The following is a 14826-nucleotide window of genomic DNA, read 5'->3' on the forward strand; positions in this document are numbered from 1 at the left end:
ACCTATTGCAGGTTGGTGAGTTTCTCGACCATTTGTACGGACTTGTTGACCACTTTCACGGTGACCGCTAGTTGCTGGTGGGCATTGGACAGGGTCTTGCTGATCTCGCGGGTATCTTTGGTGATCTTGTTGGCACTCAGGTCGCGCAGCCCCCGGGTGACGCGTTTGGACAAGGTCTGCAACTGGTTCGAGCGATCGACCAGTGCATTGGCGCCGACGGCCGAGTGGGCGGCCCCAGGTGCGGCGAGTTGGGCATTGAAGAAGCTCACGTCGGCCTGCTGATCCAGTTCGGGCAGTGGGGGCTGGGCTGCGGAACGGCTGGCTTGAGCAAGGGGCTCTGTTTTGATGAGCATCTGGAACTCCGACATTGTGTAAAGGGCGCGGTAAAAGGTTTCCTCTATTACGCAATAGAGGAAACCGGCGGGTCAGAACCTCAGTTTTTCCATGTTCACTTTTGTGGCGGCGAGTATTTCCGAATGAAGACCGGCTTCTGCCGACTTGACGGTGGCGGCCTCGCGTTTTACGCGAACACGTTCAAGTGCTTCTTCAGTGGCGGGGGAGAAATTTCCCGCAGCGGGGGTCAGTGAATTAGTTTCCATAACATAAGCCTCTATTACGGTGTGGGGTTTATTGTCGAGCCATCGCTTAGTGCGAATGAGTCACTGGCTCGGCAATAGGTGGCGCGTGCGCGGGACACAGTTCCTTTAACTTTAATCGCCAATGTTTCTGCTTGTTTCTTGTTTTTTAAAAGGGCTTAACTCAGGGCGATATCCAACTGTTTCATTCGGTGATACAGCGTGCGTTTAGGCATGCCCAAGTTAAGGGCGACCACGTCCACGTTGTGATCGTGACGGCGCAGGGCTTCTTCGATCAGCAGTTTCTCGATCTGTTGCAGGCGCTCGCGCAGGCTCGGCTCGCCCTCGTCAGGCTCGGGCAGGGGCGATGGCAGCGGTGGCAGGCCCAGCACGAAGCGTTTGGCGCTGGAGCGCAGTTCGCGCACGTTGCCCAGCCAGTGATGAAACAGCAGCTGTTGCAGCAGGCCGCTGGGCGGCAGGGGCACGGCGCATTTAAAGTTGTCGGCTTCGCACCGGACCATGTTCAAAAACAGTGGAATGATCTGCTCGCGGCGCTCGCGCAGGGGCGGCAGCTTGATGCTGACCACGTTGAGGCGAAAATACAGGTCGCGCCGAAAGGTGCCCGCTTCGACCATCTCGTGCAGGGAGTGCTGGGCGGAGGCGATCACACGCATGTCCACGGTGATGAACTTGGTCGAGCCCAGGCGCTCTACGCCGCGGGCCTCCAGCACCCGCAAGAGCTTGGCTTGCAGGGTCAGGGGCATGCTGTCGATTTCATCCAGGTACAGGGTGCCCAGGTGCGCCGCTTCCACGAACCCGGCCCGCGATTGCATCGCGCCGGTGAAGGCTCCGCTGTTGACGCCGAACAGCTGGCTCTCGGCGAGGCTTTCTGGGATGGCGGCGCAGTTGACCGCCACAAAGCCCCCACGCCGTTCGGAGAGGCGATGAATACGCTGTGCGAGTGTGTCTTTACCGGTGCCGGTTTCGCCGAGCAACAGGATATCGATATTGCGCCGGGCGGTATTTTGCACCGTCGTTTCTATGCTGGGGCATTCAGCGAACGGGTGATCGCAAACGTCCTCGTTCTGACAGGGGACCGACATATTGCTACTGCTCCAATAGTGTGGGTTTGCAAGCTGATGCGAAACAACATCAAGCGGGCGGTCATAGACGGTGGGCGTTGGAAAGAGCGGCCAGTAAAGCGCAATTCATCATGGTTGTCATCGTGGTTAATTAGGGGAAAGAGATGACTTTTGTGTCTGAAAACAGTGAAGGGTCATAGTGGGCAATTATTAAGTTATTTGTAGAGCGAAGTGTTCCCCGGCAAAGTAGGGAATATCCTAAATAACTAGAAAGTTAAGGCTCGGCTATTAGGTGCGCCCATAAAAAAAGCCGATGCAGGGCATCGGCTTTTTAGGGGGGGAGCGTGCAGCGCTTAGACGTTGAAACGGAAATGCATCACGTCGCCGTCTTTAACGATGTAGTCCTTGCCTTCGAGGCGCCATTTACCGGCTTCCTTCGTACCGGCTTCGCCCTTGTACTGGATGAAGTCGTTGTAGGCGATCACTTCGGCGCGGATAAAGCCTTTTTCGAAGTCAGTGTGGATGACGCCGGCCGCTTGTGGCGCGGTGGCGCCGACTTTGACGGTCCAGGCGCGGACTTCTTCGACACCGGCGGTGAAGTAGGTCTGCAGGTTGAGCATCTCGTAGCCTGCGCGGATCACGCGGTTCAGGCCCGGCTCTTCCAGGCCCAGGGCCTCGAGGAACATGTCTTTTTCTTCGCCGTCATCGAGTTCGGCGATTTCCGCTTCGATCTTGTTGCACACCGGCACCACGATCGCGCCTTCTTCTTCGGCAATCGCCTTGACCACGTCCAGCAGCGGGTTGTTCTCGAAACCGTCTTCGGCCACGTTGGCGATGTACATCACGGGCTTGGTGGTGAGCAGGTGGAAGCCCTTGATCACGGCCTTTTCGTCGGCGCCCATGTTTTTCATCAGGCTGCGGGCGGGCTTGGCTTCGGTGAAGTGCGCGATCAGTTGTTCCAGCAGGCCTTTCTGGACCACGGCGTCTTTGTCGCCGCCCTTGGCGTTGCGCGCAACTTTCTGCAGCTGTTTTTCGCAGCTGTCGAGGTCGGCGAAGATCAGTTCCAGGTCGATGATCTCGATGTCGCGCTTGGGGTCGACGCTGTTGGAGACGTGAATCACGTTCTCGTCTTCAAAGCAGCGGACCACGTGGGCGATGGCGTCGGTTTCGCGGATGTTGGCCAAAAACTTGTTGCCCAGGCCTTCACCCTTGGAGGCACCGGCAACCAGGCCTGCGATGTCGACGAATTCCATGGTGGTCGGCAGGATGCGCTTGGGGTTCACGATGGCCGCCAGGGCGTCCAGGCGCGAATCCGGCATGGGCACGATGCCGCTGTTCGGTTCGATGGTGCAGAAGGGGAAGTTCTCGGCGGCGATACCGGATTTGGTCAGCGCGTTGAACAGGGTGGACTTGCCGACGTTGGGCAGGCCGACGATGCCGCAATTGAATCCCATGGTGTTTCCCCTCGGGTAAGAGTCAGGCCTTCTGGCTGTGCAGGTTTTTCATCGCGCGGTTCCATTCACCGGCGAAGATATCCGGCAGCACGCCGAGGGCAAAGTCGATGCTGGCATCGAGTTTTTCCTGTTCGGCGCGTGGCGCACGACCCAGGACGAAATTTGAAACCATACTGGCAACGCCCGGGTGGCCAATGCCAAGCCGCAGGCGGTGGAACGTATTCTGATTGCCCAACTGCGCGATGATGTCGCGCAGGCCATTGTGGCCGCCATGGCCGCCGCCTTGTTTAAGCTTGGCAACGCCGGGTGGCAGGTCCAGTTCGTCATGGGCCACCAGGATTTCTTCGGGCTTGAACCGGAAGAACCCTGCGAGTGCCGCCACGGCCTGGCCGCTGCGGTTCATGTAGGTGGTGGGAATCAGCAGGCGAACATCCTGACCCTGATGCGAGAAGCGTCCGGTCAGGCCGAAATATTTGCGATCGGCCACCAGGTTCACACCTTGCGCGTGGGCGACGCGCTCAACAAAAAGGGCCCCCGCGTTATGCCGGGTCTGTTCGTATTCGGCGCCTGGATTTCCCAGGCCAACGATCAGTTTGATGGCAGTCACGACAGGGGCCCTTCCTTTGGAGTTGTGGATAACATCGCTCGGCACAGGCGGCATAAGCGAACAATAAAAGCTCATTTACTTAACAGTAAACGTCGCGTTCTCGCCCGCTTTTTCGCTACGTTCCGGTCCGCGATGTTTCCTCAAGCTCCGGCTCTACAGAGTGAATTACTCTGCAGCGCCTTCTGCTTCTGGAGCAACGCGTGGCGCGTGAACGTTGGCAACCGCTTTGTCATCACCGTGAGCCAGGGCCACGAATTCAACGCCTTTTGGCGCTTTGAGGTCCGACAGGTGGATGATGGCGCCGACTTCGGCGTTAGCCAGGTCAACTTCGATGAACTCAGGCAGGTCTTTGGCTTCGCAAGAAACTTCGATCTGGTTCACAACGTGGGAGATCTCGCCGCCTTTCTTGACAGCTGCTTCTTCGTTGATGAAGTGAACAGGCACTTGGGCAGTCAGTTTCTGGCCAGCAACAACGCGTACGAAGTCAGCGTGCAGGATGAACTGCTTGGCTGGGTGACGCTGCATGGCTTTAACGATGACGTTTTGCTTGGTGCCATCAACGTTCAGTTCGATCACGTGGCTGTAGGCCGCTTCGTTTTCGAACAGCTTGGCGATTTCCTTGGCCAGGATGGTCACGGATTCAGCAGGCTTGTTGCCACCGTATACAACGGCAGGGATGTTGGCGGCGTGACGCAGGCGGCGGCTCGCACCTTTCCCCAGGTCAGTACGCGCTTGGGCGTTCAGAGTAAAGTCAGTCATTTTGTATCTCCAAAATAGCCATCATCGAGCGGCGTTTGCGACCAGCGCCAAACTCGATATGGGCAAAAAAGCCCCGCCCCAACAGTCGGTTGGGGCGGGGCGCTTTTCGTCAGTGCGGTGCTTCGAAGGCGTGAGCCTTAACGGAACATCGCGCTGATCGATTCTTCATTGCTGATGCGGCGGACCGCTTCGGCAACGACCGGTGCGATATCCAGTTGACGGATACGCGTACAGGCTTGAGCAGCGGCAGACAACGGGATGGTGTTGGTCACCACCAGTTCGTCCAGCACGGAGTTTTCGATGTTCTCGATCGCACGACCCGACAGCACAGGGTGTGTGCAGTAGGCGATGACCTTGGCTGCACCGTGCTCTTTCAGGGCCTTGGCCGCGTGGCACAGGGTGCCGGCGGTGTCGACCATGTCATCGACCAGAATACAGGTACGCCCTTCGACATCACCGATGATATGCATCACTTCAGAGTGATTGGCTTTCTCGCGGCGTTTGTCGATGATCCCGAGGTCCACGCCCAGGGATTTGGCGACAGCCCGTGCACGCACGACGCCACCAATGTCCGGGGACACGATCATCAGGTTTTCAAAGCGCTGGTCTTCGATGTCATCGACCAATACAGGCGAGCCGTAGATGTTATCTACCGGAATATCGAAGAACCCCTGGATTTGGTCGGCGTGCAGGTCAACCGTGAGTACACGGTCGATGCCTACCACGGTCAGCATGTCAGCGACGACTTTCGCGCTGATTGCAACGCGCGCAGAACGCGGACGGCGATCCTGACGGGCATAACCAAAGTAAGGGATTACAGCTGTGATTCGAGTCGCTGAGGAGCGGCGGAAGGCATCAGCCATCACGACGAGTTCCATCAGGTTATCGTTGGTCGGAGCGCAGGTCGGCTGAATAATGAAGACATCTTTACCGCGGACGTTTTCATTGATCTCTGCAGTAATTTCGCCGTCGGAGAACTTACCGACAGAGATGTCACCGAGAGGGATATGCAGCTGACGTACGACACGCCGAGCCAGATCGGGGTTAGCGTTCCCCGTAAAGACCATCATCTTGGACACGCGCAGTACCTAGAGGCTGAGGGTAACCTGGATGAGTATTAGAAAATGGCAGGGGCGGCTGGATTCGAACCAACGCATGGCAGGATCAAAACCTGCTGCCTTACCGCTTGGCGACGCCCCTGTATCTGTTGCAACGAGTACCCAGTACTCGGTTCCTTTAGAACAGACTTTGCAGCTTGCGATGCAACATCGAAACGTTGCTTCCCTTTGCTACAAACCCTGTAAGGGTCTCTGTAAGAAGGGCCGAGACTTTATCAGCTTCAGCTTTGCTTGGGAAGCCCCCAAACACACAACTTCCAGTTCCGGTTAATTTTGCTTCGGTAAATTTACCTAACAAATTCAAAGCGTTACGTACATCTGGATAACGCCTTGCTACAACCGGTAAGCAGTCATTTCGACTGTTTCCCTTGGGAACGGGGCGCACTTTAATGGGAGGAGAGTTACGTGTCAACAGTGGATCTGAAAAAATTTCTGCTGTACTTACAGAGACTTGCGGGAAAAGCACGACATACCACGGCTCTTCGGGGTCTACAGGGGTGAGTTTCTCCCCGACGCCCTCGGCAAAAGCGGCGTGGCCACGCACGAAAACCGGGACGTCGGCGCCCAGTGTCAGGCCCAGCGTGGCCAGGCGATCCTCGTCCCAACCCAGCTGCCACAGGTGATTCAAACCGAGCAGGGTGGTGGCCGCGTTCGAGCTACCGCCGCCGATGCCGCCGCCCATGGGCAGGATTTTATCGATCCAGATATCAATGCCCAGCGGGCAGGCGGAGTTCGCCTGAAGTTGTCGGGCCGCCTTCACGATCAGGTTGCTGTCGTGGGGCACGCCGTCAAATTCGGTATGCAGGCGGATCACGCCGTCATCGCGCACGGCAAAGGTCAGTTCATCGCCGTAGTCGAGAAACTGAAACAGCGTCTGCAACTCGTGATAGCCGTCTTCACGGCGGCCAAGAATGTGCAGCATCAAATTGAGTTTGGCCGGGGAGGGCAGGCTCAGGCGTTCGCCGGTCATGTCATTGCCCCAGCTTGCGCGGTTGCCAGTCCTTGACCACCAGCGTCACGTCCAGGTCGGTGCCATGCAGTTTGATGCGCTCGGGCAGCCAGTAGCCGTTCTGTTGCACGTAACTCAGGTATTCGACCTGCCAGCCATCCTGCTCCAGCGTGGCCAGGCGGCTGTCGCCGTTGAGGCTCAGACGACTTTTGCTGTCGGGGGCGGGCAAGCCGCGCACCCACCACACCAGGTGGGAGACGGGCAGTTTCCAGCCCATCTGTTCTTCCAGCAGTTGCTCGGGCGTGGGCGCCTCATAGCGGCCCTGGTTGGCCACCTCCAGGCTGACTTGCCCGGGCCGGCCGGTCAGGCGCGCGGCACCACGGCCCAGGGGGCCCGACAGGCGAATGTCGTAGTAGTCCTGGCGTTGCAGCCAATACAAGGTGCCGCTGCCCGAGTCCTTGGGCGCGCGAATGCCGACCTTGCCTTCGATCTGCCAGCCATCGAGGCTGCTCAGCTGCGTTTTGTGTTGCTGCCACTGCGCCGGGTCGCCCTGGCCCTGGACAGATTCACGGGCACCAAAGCCCGCGCAACCGGCGAGCAAGGCGATAAGGCTGAAAACGATAGCGTGGCGCAAAAACATAAGCTTAAAGAGTCTCGGATCCGGTCAGGCGCTTGATGGTGCTGCGCAGGATAGGGCTGTCGGGCTGGTCCTTGAGGAACTTGGCCCAGACCTGCCGTGCTTCGCGTTGCTTGCCGTTGGCCCAGAGCACTTCGCCCAGGTGCGCGGCCACTTCCTGGTCGGGAAAGCGCTCCAGGGCCTGGCGCAGCAGGCGTTCGGCTTCGTCCAGGTTGCCCAGGCGGTAATTCACCCAGCCCAGGCTGTCGAGGACCGCCGGGTCTTCGGGGTTCAACTGGTGGGCTTTTTCGATCAGCTCCCGGGCTTCGGCGTAGCGTGTTGTACGGTCGGACAAGGTGTAGCCCAAGGCGTTCAGCGCCATGGCGTTGTCCGGGTCACGCTTGATGATCAGCCGCAGGTCTTTTTCCAGCTGGGGCAGGTCGTCGCGTTTTTCGGCCTGCATGGCACGGGTGTACAGCAGGTTCAAATCGTCAGGGTATTGTTGCAAGGCTTGTTGCAACACCTTCCAAGCGCGATCGCCCTGCTTGTTGGCCGACAGCGTCTCGGCCTGGATCAAATACAGCTGGATCGCGTAATCGGGCTCGGCATCCCGAGCGGCGGCCAGGCGTTTTTCCGCTTCATCGGTGCGCCCATTGCTCATCAGGATGTCCGCCTGGCGCAGTTGTGCTGGCAGGTAGTCATTGCCCGCGCCCACTTTGGCGTATTCCACCAGGGCCGCCTGTGGGTCGTTACGCTCTTCGGCGATGCGGCCCAGGTTCAGGTGCGCCGAGTCTTCATGGCTTTCGCGGGCGATCAAGTCTTCCAGGTAGCCCTTGGCCTCGTCCCAGGCCTTGGCTTCCAGGCAGACCAGTGCCAGGGAGTAACGCAGTTCGTCGTCTTCGGGGTACTGCTGCACCAGGCCTGCGAACTGCACTTTGGCGTCTTCCATGCGGTCCTGTTCCACCAGCATGCGCGCGTAGGTCAGGCGCAGACGCTTGTCCTCGGGGTATTTCTTAATGTTTTTTTCCAGCAGCGGAATCGCTTCCTTGCCGCGATTGAGGCTTTGCAGCAGGCGCGCACGCAGCAGGATCGGCGCGATTTCGCCATCTTCCGGCGGGTGTTGTTCCAGCAGCTTGAGCGCGGCGTCAGGCTCTTCATCCTGTTGCAGCAGCAATGCCTTGCCGAAAATCAGCTGGCTGTTGTTGGGGTGTTTTTGCAGCAGGCGGTCGAAACTTTTCATCAGGCCATTGCGAGTGTCCTGGTCGGTGTCGGCGGCCGACAGCGCGAGAAAGTCGAAATGTGTGTCGCCCTTGCCCTGCAGGACGCGCTCCATGTACACCATGGCATCGTCATACCGCCCGGCCCGTGCCAGTTGAATAGCGGCCGCACGTTGTGCCTCGAGGTCTTCGGGGGCGTTTCTGGCCCAGATCAGCGAAGTATCCAGCGCGGCCTGGTCGGCGCCCAGGTATTCGGCGATGCGAAATGCACGCTCCGAAATTCCCGGGTCCTGCGTATTGATGGCCTGGGTCACGTAGTTGTCCAGGGCAATGTCGAAACGATTGCGCTGGCCGGCCAGCTCGGCGCTGAGCAGGCTGAACACCGTCTCTTCGCTGAACGAGGCGTAGACTTTGGGCTTTTCAGGGGCGGGCGTGCTGTCTTCGACCGGCGGCGTACCGTCCGGCGACACGGGGGCCATGGCCTGGCAGCCGCTGAGGAAGACAAAAGCGAGGAGCAACGCGGAGGATCTATTCATATAGGAAGAGGACGACTAACCTGCGGTCGGATCATCATGACACAAGCCTTCGGCCAAACATAACCGAGTCTCAGTGGATGCCTTTTATAGACACAAGGCATTAGGACAATAGACGACGGTGGTTGTTCTGAATCTTTCGAAGTAGGACAATTGTCGGCTTCCCGACATCATCAGCGATATTGAATGGCCTTTCTCGCACTCGGTATTAACCACAAGACGGCTACCGTCGACGTGCGCGAGCGCGTGGCGTTCAGCCCGGAGCAGTTGGTTGAGGCCTTGCAGCAGCTCTGCCGGCTCACCGACAGCCGCGAAGCGGCGATCCTTTCAACCTGCAACCGCAGCGAGCTTTATATAGAGCACGAGCATCTGTCTGCCGATGTGGTGCTGCGCTGGTTGGCGGATTTTCACCAGTTGAACCTCGACGACCTGCGCGCCAGTGCCTATGTGCATGAAGAAGATGCGGCCGTTCGTCACATGATGCGCGTGGCATCGGGGCTCGACTCGCTGGTGCTCGGCGAGCCGCAGATCCTCGGCCAGATGAAGTCGGCCTACGCCGTCGCGCGTGAAGCTGGCACCGTGGGCCCGCTGCTCGGGCGCCTGTTCCAGGCCACCTTCAACTCGGCCAAGCAGGTACGCACCGACACGGCCATCGGCGAAAACCCGGTGTCGGTGGCGTTTGCCGCCGTCAGCCTGGCCAAACAGATCTTCAGCGACCTGCAACGCAGCCAGGCGCTGCTGATCGGCGCGGGCGAAACCATCACCCTGGTCGCCCGCCACCTGCATGACCTGGGGGTCAAGCGCATCGTGGTCGCCAACCGCACCCTGGAGCGCGCCAGCATCCTGGCCGAGGAATTCGGCGCGCATGCCGTGCTGCTCGCCGACATCCCGGCCGAACTGGTGCGCAGTGACATCGTGATCAGCTCCACCGCCAGCCAGTTGCCGATCCTGGGCAAAGGCGCGGTGGAAAGCGCGCTGAAGCTGCGCAAGCACAAGCCGATTTTCATGGTGGACATTGCCGTTCCCCGCGACATCGAGCCCGAAGTCGGCGAGTTGGACGACGTTTACCTCTACAGCGTCGACGACCTGCACGAAGTGGTCGCCGAAAACCTCAAGAGCCGCCAGGGTGCCGCCCAGGTCGCCGAGGAAATGGTCAGCACCGGCGCCGACGAATTCATGGTGCGCCTGCGCGAACTGGCGGCCGTGGATGTGCTCAAGGCCTACCGCCAGCAAGGCGAGCGTCTGCGCGACGAAGAATTGATCAAGGCCCAGCGCATGCTCGCCAATGGCAGCAGCGCCGAAGACGTGCTGATGCAACTGGCCCGTGGGCTCACCAACAAATTGCTGCACGCGCCCAGCGTACAGCTGAAAAAACTGACCGCCGAAGGCCGCCTCGATGCGCTGGCCATGGCCCAGGAACTCTTTGCCCTCGGTGAGGGCGCGCCCAGCTCTTCGGATAAAAAACCGCAATGAAAGCGTCACTGCTCAATAAACTGGACATCCTCCAGGACCGTTTCGAAGAACTGACCGCCTTGCTTGGTGATGGCGAGGTCATTTCCGATCAGACCAAGTTCCGCGCCTATTCCAAGGAATACGCCGAAGTCGAGCCCGTGGTGGGCGCGTACAAAAACCTGCTTAAAGTGCAGGCCGACCTGGAGGGCGCCCAGGCGCTGCTCAAGGACAGCGACCCCGACCTGCGCGAAATGGCCGTTGAGGAAGTGCGCGAAGCCAAGGACGCCCTGGTCACGCTGGAAGGCGACCTGCAACGCATGTTGCTGCCCAAGGACCCCAACGATGGGCGCAACGTGTTCCTCGAAATCCGCGCCGGCACCGGGGGCGACGAAGCGGCGATTTTCTCCGGCGACCTGTTTCGCATGTACTCGCGGTACGCCGAGCGTCGCGGCTGGCGTGTGGAGATCCTGTCCGAGAACGAAGGCGAACACGGCGGCTATAAAGAGATCATCGCCCGCGTCGAGGGCGACAGCGTCTACGGCAAGCTCAAGTTCGAGTCCGGCGCGCACCGCGTGCAACGCGTGCCCGCCACCGAGTCCCAAGGCCGTATCCACACCTCGGCGTGCACCGTGGCGGTACTGCCAGAGCCCGACGAGCAAGAAGCCATCGAGATCAACCCGGCCGATTTGCGCGTCGACACCTACCGTTCATCGGGGGCCGGTGGTCAGCACGTCAACAAGACCGATTCGGCGATCCGCATCACCCACTTGCCCACCGGCATTGTGGTGGAGTGCCAGGAAGAGCGTTCCCAGCACAAGAACCGGGCCCGGGCCATGGCCTGGCTGTCGGCCAAACTCAACGACCAGCAGACCGCCGCCGCCGCCAGCGCGATCGCCAGCGAGCGCAAGTTGCTGGTGGGGTCGGGCGACCGCTCCGAGCGTATTCGCACCTACAATTACGCCCAGGGCCGGGTTACCGACCACCGCGTGAACCTCACCCTGTACTCGCTGGACGAAATCCTCGCGGGCGGTGTCGAGGCGGTGATCGAGCCCTTGCTGGCTGAATACCAGGCCGACCAACTGGCGGCGATAGGGGAATAAATGACCATTATTGCCAGCCTACTGCGCGCTGCCGAACTGCCCGACTCGCCCACCGCGCGCCTGGATGTGGAATTGCTGCTGGCCGCTGCCTTGGGCAAGTCCCGCAGCTACCTGCACACCTGGCCCGAAAAAATCGTCAGCAGTGAACACGCGCTGACCTTCGCCCACTACCTGCAACGTCGCCGCAGCGGCGAGCCGGTGGCCTATATTCTGGGCCAGCAAGGCTTCTGGAAGCTCGACCTGGAAGTGGCCCCGCACACGCTGATCCCGCGTCCGGAAACCGAGATGCTGGTGGAAGCGGCCCTGGAGTTGCTGCCCGTCAGCCCCGCCAAGGTGCTCGACCTGGGCACCGGCAGCGGCGCCATCGCCCTGGCCCTGGCCAGCGAGCGGGCGCAGTGGCACGTGACCGCCGTGGACCGCGTGCTGGAGGCCGTGGCCCTGGCCGAACGCAATCGCCAGCGCCTGCACCTGGCCAACGCCACGGTGCTGAGCAGCCACTGGTTCAGCGCCCTCCACGGCCACACCTTTGACCTGATCATCAGCAACCCGCCCTACATTGCCGACACCGACCCCCACCTGGCGGCGGGCGATGTGCGGTTTGAACCGGCCAGCGCATTGGTGGCCGGGCCGGATGGCCTGGACGACTTGCGCCTGATCATCCATCAGGCCCCGGCTCACCTGGCGCCCGCAGGCTGGCTGCTGCTCGAGCACGGCTACGACCAGGCCCCGGCCGTGCGCGACCTGTTGCACGGCGCGGGCTTTGAAGCCGTGCACAGCCGCATCGACCTGGGCGGCCATGAGCGCATCACATTGGGACGCCGGCCGTGCTGACCGACCAGGAGCTGTTGCGCTATAGCCGACAGATCTTGTTGCAACATGTCGACATCGACGGCCAACTGCGCCTGAAAAACAGCCGTGCATTGATTGTTGGCCTCGGTGGCCTTGGCGCTCCGGTGGCGCTCTACCTGGCGGCGGCGGGCGTGGGTGCGTTGCACCTGGCGGACTTCGACAGCGTCGACCTGACCAACCTGCAACGCCAGATCATTCACGACACCGACAGCGTGGGCCTGAGCAAAGTCGATTCAGCCCTTCGCCGCCTAAGCGCGCTCAACCCCGATATCGCCCTGGTGGCGCATCGCACCGCATTAGACGCCGATACCCTGGCCGCCGCCGTGGCGGCCGTGGACGTGGTGCTCGACTGCTCCGACAATTTCACCACCCGCGAAGCGGTCAACGCCGCATGTGTGGCTGCGGGCAAACCGCTGGTCAGCGGGGCTGCGATTCGTCTGGAGGGCCAGTTGTCGGTGTTCGACCCGCGCCGCGCCGAAAGCCCTTGTTACCACTGTTTATATGGGCACGGCAGCGACGCTGAACTGACCTGCAGCGAAGCGGGCGTGATCGGCCCGCTGGTGGGCCTGGTCGGCAGCCTGCAAGCCCTGGAGGCGCTGAAACTGTTGGCCGGCTTTGGCCAGCCGCTGGTGGGGCGCCTGGTGTTGATCGACGCCCTCACCAGCCGTTTCCGCGAACTGCGGGTCAAGCGCGACCCGGGTTGCAGCGTGTGTGGCGGCCACCATGCTTAAGGACGCGCCGATCGGTGTGTTTGACTCCGGCGTCGGCGGGCTGTCGGTGCTGGGTGAAATCCAGCGCCTGCTGCCTGACGAGTCATTGTGGTATGTGGCCGATTGCGGCAACGTCCCCTACGGTGAGAAAACCCCCGAGTTCATCCGCGCACGTTCGCGCATTATCGCCAGGTTTTTCCATGAGCGCGGCGCCAAAGCCCTGGTGATCGCCTGCAACACGGCCACCGTGGCCGCCGTCGCCGAGCTGCGCCGTGACTACCCCGACTGGCCGCTGGTGGGCATGGAGCCTGCCGTCAAACCCGCCGCCGCCGCCACCCACAGCGGTGTAGTCGGCGTGCTCGCCACCACCGGCACCCTGCAAAGCGCCAAGTTCGCCGCCTTGCTCGACCGCTTCGCCACCGATGTTCGGGTGGTGACGCAACCCTGCCCGGGCCTGGTGGAACTGATCGAAACCGGGGACCTCGACAGCCCGGTGCTGCGTCGGCTGTTGCGCGGCTACGTGGCGCCGCTGGTGGAGGCGGGCTGCGACACCATCATTCTGGGCTGCACCCACTACCCCTTCCTCAAGCCCCTGCTGGCAACGATGCTGGCGCCCTCGATCATTTTGATCGACACCGGTGCCGCCGTGGCCCGGCAACTGCAACGTTTGCTGGGCGAGCGCGACCTGCTGGCTGTCGATAATCGCGAAACGGCACGATTTTGGACCAGCGGTGATGCCAACCATCTAAGAAATATCCTACCCATATTGTGGAAATCCCCCGGCATTGTGCGTAGGTTTGGCGCCTGAAAACGTCGCGAAACACGCCGCACTCCGTTCGGATGGGCGTGTTCTGCACAAGGATGGTTTGGCTCAAACCCGATAGTGTTCATTCGCAAGGGATGTTTCTGATGAAGCGCTTGTTCTGTTTAGCCGCGATGGCGGCTGTGGTGGTGGGGCACTCTGTTTCGGCGCAGGCCGCAGGCCTGGAGTTTGGGCTGGGGAGCACGAGCGACTCAACGCTGACCTACCGGCTGGGGTTGACGTCGCAGTGGGATAAAAGCTGGTTTGAGACCGATGTCGGTCGCCTGACCGGTTACTGGAACGGGGCCTATACCTACTGGGCGGGCGACCAGCGCGCCGGTGCCAGCAGCCTGTCATTCGCGCCCGTGTTTGTGTACGAATTTGCCGGCCAGTCGGTCAAGCCTTACCTCGAAGCCGGTATCGGCGTGGCCGCGTTTTCCCGCACGCGCCTGGAAGACAACAACATTGGCCAGGCCTTCCAGTTTGAAGACCGCCTGGGCTTTGGCCTGCGTTTCGCCGGTGGGCATGAGGTGGGCATTCGCGCGATCCATTACTCCAACGCGGGCATCAGCAGCCATAACGACGGTGTCGAGAGTTACTCGTTGCATTACACCTTGCCGCTCTGATCACGCTCGCCCGTGTGCGCCGTTAAGCCGGCTCCCACGGGTGATCAGCGATACGCCGTCGCAATCCCCTGGCGCTCCTCAAGGCACTCCGGTGACCCCATCTCGAATTCGCGGCAGATCAGCGGACGCCGCTCATAGATCGTGCAGCGCATGGTGTCGCGATCCAGTGCCGCGCACCAGCCGTCGTCCAAGCGCAGCATGACTTCGCCGCCCCAGTCATCGGTGTCAATAAACCGTTCGGGCACGCCGGTGTCGGTGATCAGCATGACTTCCAGTTGGCAGCAGCACGCGGCGCAACTGGCGCAGGTCACGGCCGGGTCGTTGATTTGGGTGTGGGGGATGTGGGTCATAGGCGCGCAGTGTAAGGCAAGCGAGCG

The 14826-nt window shown here is 60.9% G+C and carries 17 protein-coding genes and 1 tRNA gene; 6 read left to right on the forward strand and 12 right to left on the reverse strand.

Translation table 11 applies throughout. The features are described 5' to 3' along the window. Positions 1–2 precede the first annotated feature (2 nt). The 11 genes from ACW9H9_RS16185 to ACW9H9_RS16235 form a co-directional block, all read right to left on the reverse strand. Positions 3–353, reverse strand: a complete 351-nt coding sequence (locus ACW9H9_RS16185; RefSeq protein ID WP_457344225.1) for a hypothetical protein — start codon at positions 351–353, stop codon at positions 3–5. A gap of 72 nt (positions 354–425) precedes the next feature. Next, entirely contained in the window at positions 426–599 is a 174-nt protein-coding gene (locus tag ACW9H9_RS16190; protein WP_457344227.1) for a hypothetical protein, read from the reverse strand. Between the two features lie 155 nt (positions 600–754). Continuing rightward, positions 755–1678 (reverse strand): sigma 54-interacting transcriptional regulator, encoded by a 924-nt coding sequence (locus ACW9H9_RS16195; RefSeq protein ID WP_457344228.1) that lies wholly within the window; start codon positions 1676–1678, stop codon positions 755–757. 332 nt (positions 1679–2010) lie between these two features. Next, positions 2011–3111, reverse strand: a complete 1101-nt coding sequence (gene ychF / locus ACW9H9_RS16200; RefSeq protein ID WP_457344229.1) for a redox-regulated ATPase YchF — start codon at positions 3109–3111, stop codon at positions 2011–2013. A gap of 22 nt (positions 3112–3133) precedes the next feature. Continuing rightward, positions 3134–3718, reverse strand: coding sequence for an aminoacyl-tRNA hydrolase (gene pth, locus ACW9H9_RS16205; RefSeq protein WP_457344230.1), 585 nt, complete (start codon positions 3716–3718; stop codon positions 3134–3136). Positions 3719–3883: 165 nt separating this feature from the next. Beyond that, complete coding sequence (locus tag ACW9H9_RS16210) at positions 3884–4477, reverse strand: 50S ribosomal protein L25/general stress protein Ctc (RefSeq protein WP_457344231.1); 594 nt, start codon at positions 4475–4477, stop codon at positions 3884–3886. Between the two features lie 137 nt (positions 4478–4614). Then, positions 4615–5556: a ribose-phosphate pyrophosphokinase gene (locus tag ACW9H9_RS16215; protein ID WP_457344232.1), complete on the reverse strand. Its 942-nt coding sequence runs from the start codon at positions 5554–5556 to the stop codon at positions 4615–4617. A 46-nt stretch (positions 5557–5602) separates the two neighbouring features. Further along, positions 5603–5677: transfer RNA gene (locus ACW9H9_RS16220), tRNA-Gln, on the reverse strand. Between the two features lie 36 nt (positions 5678–5713). After that, positions 5714–6565 (reverse strand): 4-(cytidine 5'-diphospho)-2-C-methyl-D-erythritol kinase, encoded by an 852-nt coding sequence (ispE, locus tag ACW9H9_RS16225; RefSeq protein ID WP_457344233.1) that lies wholly within the window; start codon positions 6563–6565, stop codon positions 5714–5716. A 1-nt stretch (position 6566) separates the two neighbouring features. After that, the gene (gene lolB, locus ACW9H9_RS16230; protein WP_457344234.1) at positions 6567–7184 is read right to left on the reverse strand and encodes a lipoprotein insertase outer membrane protein LolB; all 618 of its coding nucleotides are present in this window, start codon (positions 7182–7184) and stop codon (positions 6567–6569) included. A gap of 4 nt (positions 7185–7188) precedes the next feature. Then, positions 7189–8913, reverse strand: a complete 1725-nt coding sequence (locus ACW9H9_RS16235) for a tetratricopeptide repeat protein (protein WP_457344235.1) — start codon at positions 8911–8913, stop codon at positions 7189–7191. Positions 8914–9096: 183 nt separating this feature from the next. On the opposite strand from ACW9H9_RS16235, the gene hemA reads away from it, so the two are divergent. The 6 genes from hemA (at position 9097) to ACW9H9_RS16265 (ending at position 14449) form a co-directional block, all read left to right on the forward strand. Then, on the forward strand, positions 9097–10383 hold the full coding sequence (gene hemA / locus ACW9H9_RS16240) for a glutamyl-tRNA reductase (protein ID WP_457344236.1): 1287 nt from the start codon (positions 9097–9099) through the stop codon (positions 10381–10383). Continuing rightward, positions 10380–11462: a peptide chain release factor 1 gene (gene prfA, locus ACW9H9_RS16245; protein WP_457344237.1), complete on the forward strand. Its 1083-nt coding sequence runs from the start codon at positions 10380–10382 to the stop codon at positions 11460–11462. The genes hemA and prfA overlap by 4 nt, the downstream gene beginning before the upstream one ends. Next, positions 11463–12293: a peptide chain release factor N(5)-glutamine methyltransferase gene (prmC, locus tag ACW9H9_RS16250; protein ID WP_457344238.1), complete on the forward strand. Its 831-nt coding sequence runs from the start codon at positions 11463–11465 to the stop codon at positions 12291–12293. Then, on the forward strand, positions 12287–13042 hold the full coding sequence (locus ACW9H9_RS16255) for a molybdopterin-synthase adenylyltransferase MoeB (protein ID WP_457344239.1): 756 nt from the start codon (positions 12287–12289) through the stop codon (positions 13040–13042). The genes prmC and ACW9H9_RS16255 overlap by 7 nt, the downstream gene beginning before the upstream one ends. Then, complete coding sequence (murI, locus tag ACW9H9_RS16260) at positions 13035–13829, forward strand: glutamate racemase (protein ID WP_457344240.1); 795 nt, start codon at positions 13035–13037, stop codon at positions 13827–13829. Before ACW9H9_RS16255 ends, murI begins: the two co-directional genes overlap by 8 nt. Positions 13830–13930: 101 nt before the next feature. Beyond that, entirely contained in the window at positions 13931–14449 is a 519-nt protein-coding gene (locus tag ACW9H9_RS16265; protein ID WP_457344241.1) for an acyloxyacyl hydrolase, read from the forward strand. A 44-nt stretch (positions 14450–14493) separates the two neighbouring features. On the opposite strand, the gene ACW9H9_RS16270 is transcribed toward ACW9H9_RS16265, so the two are convergent. Then, positions 14494–14799, reverse strand: coding sequence for a YkgJ family cysteine cluster protein (locus ACW9H9_RS16270; protein ID WP_457344242.1), 306 nt, complete (start codon positions 14797–14799; stop codon positions 14494–14496). Positions 14800–14826: the final 27 nt, after the last annotated feature.

This window comes from Pseudomonas sp. SDO5215_S409 (assembly GCF_054071325.1).

Bases quoted from the DNA above. Each gene is read 5' to 3' on its own strand.
- ispE (WP_457344233.1), bottom strand. From the start codon at position 6,565: ATGACCGGCGAACGCCTGAGCCTGCCCTCCCCGGCCAAACTCAATTTG.
- ACW9H9_RS16270 (WP_457344242.1), bottom strand. From the start codon at position 14,799: ATGACCCACATCCCCCACACCCAAATCAACGACCCGGCCGTGACCTGC.
- murI (WP_457344240.1), top strand. From the start codon at position 13,035: ATGCTTAAGGACGCGCCGATCGGTGTGTTTGACTCCGGCGTCGGCGGG.
- ACW9H9_RS16210 (WP_457344231.1), bottom strand. From the start codon at position 4,477: ATGACTGACTTTACTCTGAACGCCCAAGCGCGTACTGACCTGGGGAAA.
- ACW9H9_RS16195 (WP_457344228.1), bottom strand. From the start codon at position 1,678: ATGTCGGTCCCCTGTCAGAACGAGGACGTTTGCGATCACCCGTTCGCT.
- ACW9H9_RS16190 (WP_457344227.1), bottom strand. From the start codon at position 599: ATGGAAACTAATTCACTGACCCCCGCTGCGGGAAATTTCTCCCCCGCC.
- ACW9H9_RS16185 (WP_457344225.1), bottom strand. From the start codon at position 353: ATGCTCATCAAAACAGAGCCCCTTGCTCAAGCCAGCCGTTCCGCAGCC.
- hemA (WP_457344236.1), top strand. From the start codon at position 9,097: ATGGCCTTTCTCGCACTCGGTATTAACCACAAGACGGCTACCGTCGAC.
- ACW9H9_RS16235 (WP_457344235.1), bottom strand. From the start codon at position 8,913: ATGAATAGATCCTCCGCGTTGCTCCTCGCTTTTGTCTTCCTCAGCGGC.
- ychF (WP_457344229.1), bottom strand. From the start codon at position 3,111: ATGGGATTCAATTGCGGCATCGTCGGCCTGCCCAACGTCGGCAAGTCC.
- lolB (WP_457344234.1), bottom strand. From the start codon at position 7,184: ATGTTTTTGCGCCACGCTATCGTTTTCAGCCTTATCGCCTTGCTCGCC.
- prfA (WP_457344237.1), top strand. From the start codon at position 10,380: ATGAAAGCGTCACTGCTCAATAAACTGGACATCCTCCAGGACCGTTTC.
- prmC (WP_457344238.1), top strand. From the start codon at position 11,463: ATGACCATTATTGCCAGCCTACTGCGCGCTGCCGAACTGCCCGACTCG.
- ACW9H9_RS16265 (WP_457344241.1), top strand. From the start codon at position 13,931: ATGAAGCGCTTGTTCTGTTTAGCCGCGATGGCGGCTGTGGTGGTGGGG.